At 60.6% G+C, this 6,235-nt stretch carries 5 protein-coding genes; 3 read left to right on the top strand and 2 right to left on the bottom strand.

The features are described 5' to 3' along the window. Both EN943_RS33805 and EN943_RS33810 read right to left on the bottom strand, forming a co-directional pair. Window positions 1–587: thiamine pyrophosphate-binding protein (locus tag EN943_RS33805; RefSeq protein WP_245476076.1), on the bottom strand; the 587-nt coding region annotated here is incomplete at its 3' end. A 100-nt stretch (window positions 588–687) separates the two neighbouring features. Then, window positions 688–1,494, bottom strand: a complete 807-nt coding sequence (locus EN943_RS33810) for an alpha/beta hydrolase (protein WP_127416229.1) — start codon at window positions 1,492–1,494, stop codon at window positions 688–690. Between the two features lie 240 nt (window positions 1,495–1,734). Here EN943_RS33810 and EN943_RS33815 point away from each other — a divergent pair, with 240 nt between their 5' ends. The 3 genes from EN943_RS33815 to EN943_RS33825 form a co-directional block, all read left to right on the top strand. Then, window positions 1,735–3,684: a PrkA family serine protein kinase gene (locus EN943_RS33815; protein ID WP_127416230.1), complete on the top strand. Its 1,950-nt coding sequence runs from the start codon at window positions 1,735–1,737 to the stop codon at window positions 3,682–3,684. Window positions 3,685–3,701: 17 nt separating this feature from the next. Beyond that, window positions 3,702–5,012, top strand: a complete 1,311-nt coding sequence (locus tag EN943_RS33820) for a YeaH/YhbH family protein (RefSeq protein WP_127416231.1) — start codon at window positions 3,702–3,704, stop codon at window positions 5,010–5,012. Window positions 5,013–5,022: 10 nt separating this feature from the next. Further along, a partial coding sequence (locus EN943_RS33825) for a SpoVR family protein (protein ID WP_127416232.1) occupies window positions 5,023–6,235 on the top strand: 1,213 nt, incomplete at its 3' end.

Genomic DNA, 6,235 nt, shown 5'->3' on the forward strand with positions numbered 1-6,235 from the left:
GCACGGATCGCCGCGGCGATCTTGCGCACGGCGTCCATATCGACGGCCGGCGTCGGCGCCAACGTTACCTTGCCGACCGAAACCGCGTCGACTTCGCCCCAGGCCGCATCCGCCGGCAGGATCATCGTCGCGACGCCGGGTGGTGTCAGCGAGGCGCGAAAGGCTGCTTCAGCGGCCGGCACGATATCGGCCGGACCCTTGACGCGGCCGACCCAGTTGGACATCGGCGCCGCAAGGCTCTCGATATCGCTGGTGAGTGGCGCATCGAGCGGCAAATGGTAAGAGGCGTGGTCGCCGACGATGTTGATCATCGGGCTGAAGGCACGCCGGGCATTGTGCATGTTGGCGAGACCATTGGCCAGGCCGGGACCGGTATGCAGCAGCGTCGCGGCCGGCCGATCGGTCATCCGCGCATAGCCATCTGCGGCACCCGTCACCACGCCTTCGAACAGCCCGAGCACGCAACGCATCTGCGGCTTGCGGTCAAGTGCTGCAACGAAGTGCATTTCGGAGGTGCCGGGATTGGCGAAGCAGACCGTCACATCGTTGGCCAGAAGCACATCACACAGGACATCGGCGCCGTTCATGCAATTCCCTCCCGCTCACGATCGAAGAGCACTTGCACCCGGGCGCGCCCGCACAGCAATATCCCGCCGCCACTTTTGATCTGATCCAGTGCCGTAAGGATCAGCCAACTGTCGATTTCAGGAATGCCAGCGCGGCAGCGGTCAGCGCGTCGCCGTCCTCGCCGAAATTGCGATTGATCGACATGTGCGTGTAGGCGCTGCCGTCGAACAGCGTGACCTGGGTGCCCGTCGCGCGCAGGCGCTCGGCAAAGGCCTTGGAGTCTTCGCTCCGGCCGGATGCCCGCGAATAGGCGATGAACGTCGGCGGGTGCTTGCGGCCGTCGACATGGCTAGCCGGCGAAAGTGCCGCCCATTGCGCGGGATCGGAAAAGACGCGGGCATAGGCCCGCACCATACCGCCCTTCTTGGCAAGGGCTGCAAGATCATAGGCCCTGGTATCGTCGAGAATGAGCGCGGCTATGCCGGGCAATCCGCCGCTCATGCCGGTCAGCGCGATCAGATGGCAGCCGGCCGAATGGCCCATGCCGACAATGCGGCTGGGGTCGCCGCCATGCCGGGCAATGTTGGCTCTGATGTAGGCGAAGGCCTTTTCGACGTCACCGGCCTGGGTGGCGACATCGGCCTCCGGCAACATGCGGTAGTCGATGGAGACGAAGCAGAAGCCGTTGGCGAGCAGGAAGGCCGGTTTGGCGTCCACCTGGCTGCGTTTGCCAAACTGCCAGGTGCCGCCATGGACGAAAAACACGACCGGCAGGCCGGTTGCACCATCGGCCGCATAGATGTCGAGCTTGGCCGGCCCGTAATCGAAGGTTTTTGGCGCGGGTTGGCGTGTTCCCCACGCGGCCGATGCTTCCAATGGCAGCATCGCCGCCACCGAGGCCACGATCAGGCTTCGTCGATCGATCATCACTGTCTCCTGGCGAGGCAAGACTGCACGCGGCCGCCCCAGCCGTCCAGTCGGGGATTCGCAACACACCCGCTACCCGCACCGAATACCGCTCCCCAACGAGCGCCTTGATCTCGAGTGGCCGCAAATCCTTACGATCGCGGCCACCTCTTCACATGAAGGGAACAAACGGTACCCCCCGGCAGTTGAATGCGAGGTGAGCCGAATGGAAGCCACAGCGGCTCCGAGGGCAAAAGCATCATGCGAGAGAACCAGTCTGACGTCTTCGATCTGTTTTCGGAAATTTACACCAACGCGGCGCAGGAAGAGATCAGCATCCAGCAATATCTCCTTGCCTGCCGAGAAGACAGATCAATGTATGCCTCGGCGCCTGAACGGATGGTCGAGGCGATCGGTGAGCCGAACCTGGTCGACACCAGCAAGGATGAACGGCTCGGCCGCATTTTCTCCAATCGGACCCTGAAAGTGTACCCCTCCTTTGCCGATTTCTATGGCATGGAGGACACAATCGAGCGCATCGCCGGCTATTTTCGCTATGCGTCCCAGGGGCTCGAGGAGCGCAAGCAAATCCTCTATTTGCTCGGCCCGGTGGGCGGCGGCAAATCTTCCCTTGCCGAGCGGCTGAAGAAATTGATGGAACAGCGCCCCATCTACACGCTGAAGGTCGGCAACCAGGTCAGCCCGGTTTTCGAATCGCCGCTTGGCCTTTTCCATCCCGATCGCATGGGCGACCTGCTGGAGGATAAATACGGCATTGCCCGACGCCGGTTGAACGGGCTCATTTCGCCATGGGCGGCCAAGCGCCTCGACGAACTTTCCGGCGACATTTCCAAGTTCAGCGTCGTCAAGCTGATGCCGTCGCGACTGCGCCAGATCGGCATCGCCAAGACCGAGCCCGGCGACGAGAACAATCAGGACGTCTCGGCCCTGGTCGGCAAGGTGGACATCCGGCAATTGGAAAACTTCAGCCAGTCCGATCCGGACGCTTATTCCTATAGTGGTGGACTGAACCGGACTACCCAGGGCCTGCTTGAATTCGTCGAAATGTTCAAGGCGCCTATCAAGGTCCTGCATCCGCTGCTGACCGCCACCCAGGAAGGCAGCTACAACGGCACCGAAAATTTCGGCGCCTTTCCCTACCAGGGAATCATCGTGGCCCATTCCAACGAGTCGGAATGGCTGCAGTTCAAGAACAACAAGAACAATGAGGCTTTTCTCGATCGCATCCTCGTGGTCAAGGTGCCGTATTGCCTGCGGATAACCGAAGAGCGGCAGATCTACGAGAAACTGCTGCGGGAGAGCGAATTGGCCGCCAGCCCCTGCGCTCCAGAGGTGCTGGACATCCTCAGCCGGTTTACCGTCTCGACCCGCTTGGCCGAGCACGACAATTCGCCGCTCTACACCAAGATGCGCGCCTATGATGGCGAAAACCTCAAGGAGGTCGACCCCAAGGCCAAGTCGGTTCAGGAATATCGGGACGCTGCCGGCGTCGACGAGGGCATGGCCGGCGTCAGCACGCGCTTTGCCTTCAAGATCCTGTCGCAGACCTTCAACTATGACACCGAAGAGGTGGCCGCCGACCCCGTGCACCTCATGTACATCCTGGAGGAGGCAATCAAGCGCGAACAGTTTCCGAAGGAGACGGAAGCCGCCTATCTGGAGTTCATCAAGTCCGAGTTGGCGGCGCGGTATGCCGAATTCATCGGTCATGAGATCCAGAAAGCCTATCTGGAATCGTACAGCGAATACGGCCAGAATCTTTTCGACCGCTACATCGCCTATGCCGACGCCTGGATCGAAGACCAGGACTACAAGGATCCCGACACAGGCCAGATCCTCAACCGCGAGGTTTTGGACAACGAGCTTTCACAGGTCGAAAAGCCGGCCGGCATCGCCAATCCCAAGGACTTCCGCAATGAGGTGGTAAAATTCACGCTGCGCGCCCGTGCAAGAAACCATGGCCGCAACCCGGCGTGGACAAGCTACGAGAAGCTGCGGGAAGTCATCGAGAAACGCATGTTCGGCCAGGTCGAGGACCTCCTGCCGGTGATCAGTTTCGGCTCCAAGCAGGACAGCGTCACGGAAAAGCGGCACAATGAATTCGTGCAGCGGATGGTCGAACGCGGCTACACCGAGCGGCAGGTTCGTCGCCTTGTGGACTGGTATATGCGGGTGAACAGGGCGGGTTAGAGAACCCGGATGGCTCCATGCCAATCTTCATCGACCGTCGCCTGAACCCGAAAGACAAGAGCCTCGGCAATCGCCAGCGCTTCCTGCGACGCGCGCGCGAGGAATTGAAACGCAGCATACGCGACCAGATCCGCACCGGCAGGATCGCCGACGCGGATGCCGAGCACGCCGTGCGCATGCCCGAACGAGGCACAAGCGAGCCGAGCTTCAACAACGCCCGCGATAGCGGCAGGCGCCAGCACATCTTGCCGGGCAACAGGCATTTCTCCGCTGGAGACCTGATCCCAAAGCCCGGCGGGGGCGGCGGGGGAGCATCGTCCCCGGGAGACAGGCCATCGGAAGACGACTTTCGTTTCGTGCTGTCACGCGAGGAAGTGCTCGATCTATTCTTCGAGGACCTCGAGCTCCCGGACATGGTCAAGCTCAACCTCAAGGAGATCCTTGCCTTCAAGCCGCGCAGAGCGGGCTTTGCCGCCACCGGTTCGCCGACCAACATCAATGTTGGCCGCACGATGCGCAACAGCCACGGCCGCCGCATTGCGCTGAGGCGCCCCAAGCAGGTCGAACTGGATGCGATCCTCGAGGAAATCGCCTCGCTCGAAGAGGCGCCATCCAGCGCCGACGCGCGCCAGCGTATCGCGGCATTGCGCGAAGAGCTTGACCGGCTGGAACGACGCCGCCGCCGGATTGCCTATGTCGATCCGGTCGACATCCGCTTCAACCGCTTCGATTCCAGGCCGGTGCCGAACGCCAATGCCGTCATGTTCTGTCTGATGGACGTGTCCGGGTCCATGGGCGAGCGCGAGAAGGATCTGGCCAAGCGCTTCTTCGTCTTGCTGCATCTGTTCTTGAAACGACGCTACGACCGCATCGAGATTGTCTTCATCCGCCACACGCATCTGGCTCAGGAGGTCGACGAGGAAACATTTTTCTACAACACCCAAAGCGGCGGCACTGTCGTTTCCACCGCGCTGGAGGAAATGCACCGTATTATCGCCAGCCGCTACCCGGCCCACGACTGGAACATCTATGCCGCCCAGGCCTCGGACGGCGACAATTTCGCCGGCGATTCAGAGCGATGCATTTCTCTTCTCAACGGCGATCTCATGCGGCTGTGCCAGTATTTTGCCTATGTCGAGATTATCGACGAGCGTGAAGCCCATATTTTCGGCTCGACCGAAAACGGGACATCGCTGTGGCGTGCCTATAACGCCATCGACCAGAAATGGCCGAACTTCCAGATGAGCCGCATCGCCACGCCCGCCGATATCTACCCGGTCTTTCGCCAGCTCTTCGGCAGACAGCCGGCCTCCCTCAAGAGAGCGTGAGGGGTTCCCGATGGCCAGACAGGCGAGCAAATCCAGCCTGCTTTTCTCAGGGTCCGACTGGGATTTCAAAACATTGTCGCGGGCTTATGACGCAATCGAGGCACTTGCGATCGAAGAGCTTCATCTGGACACCTATCCCGTTCAGATGGAGATCATCTCCTCGCAACAGATGCTCGACGCCTATTCGTCCATCGGCATGCCACTGATGTACCGTCACTGGTCTTTCGGCAAACATTTCCTCCACCAGGAACTACTCTATCGCAAGGGCGGGCGAGGGCTTGCCTATGAACTGGTCATCAATTCCAATCCTTGCATCGTCTATCTGATGGAGGAAAACACCATGGCCCTGCAGGCCTTGGTGACGGCCCATGCAGCGCTCGGGCACAATCATTTCTTCAAGAACAATCAGCTGTTCAAACAGTGGACGGATGCGGGTGCGATCCTCAGCTATCTGGACTTCGCCAAGGGCTACATAGTCCGTTGCGAGGAGCGGCACGGCCTCGCCGCCGTCGAGGCTGTTCTCGATTCCGCCCACGCGCTGATGGATCAGGGCGTGTTTCGCTATCACCGGCCGCCGAGGCTGTCGTCGGAACGGCAACGCGAAGGAATTCGCGAGCGTCTCGAATACGAGGAGCGCTCCTACAACGACCTGTGGCGTACGCTGCCGCCTTCGCAGCAAGCGGCCAACGACAAGGGCCAGGACCCGGAGCGGAAGAAGTCGCTCAACCTGCCCGAGGAAAACCTGCTCTATTTCCTGGAAAAGAACAGCCCGGTCCTGGAGCCCTGGCAGCGTGAGATCATCAGGATCGTTCGTGTCATCGCGCAATATTTCTACCCGCAACGGCAAACACAGGTGATGAACGAAGGCTGTGCCACTTTCGTGCACTATACGCTGATGAACATGCTGTTCGACCGCGGCCAGATCAGCGAAGGCGCCATGCTCGAAATCCTGCGCAATCATTCCAACGTGGTCTTTCAGCCGGCCTTCGACGATCCGCGTTTCTCCGGCATCAACCCCTATGCTCTCGGCCTCGACATGATGCAGGACATTCAGCGCATCTCGACCAAACCGACGGCGGAGGACCGCGATTGGTTCCCCGACATCGCCGGCCAGGGCAACTGGCGCGAGGTGCTGCTCGACGCCTGGGCAGAGCATCGCGACGAATCCTTCATCCGCCAGTACCTCAGTCCGGCCTTGATCCGGAAATGGCGGTTTTTTGTAC

Source organism: Mesorhizobium sp. M7A.F.Ca.US.006.01.1.1, from assembly GCF_003997935.1.
In the GTDB taxonomy this organism is placed as follows: Bacteria; Pseudomonadota; Alphaproteobacteria; order Rhizobiales; family Rhizobiaceae; genus Mesorhizobium.

Coding starts and splice junctions, on each gene's coding strand:
- EN943_RS33810 (WP_127416229.1), bottom strand. CDS start 1,494: ATGATCGATCGACGAAGCCTGATCGTGGCCTCGGTGGCGGCGATGCTG.
- EN943_RS33815 (WP_127416230.1), top strand. CDS start 1,735: ATGCGAGAGAACCAGTCTGACGTCTTCGATCTGTTTTCGGAAATTTAC.
- EN943_RS33820 (WP_127416231.1), top strand. CDS start 3,702: ATGCCAATCTTCATCGACCGTCGCCTGAACCCGAAAGACAAGAGCCTC.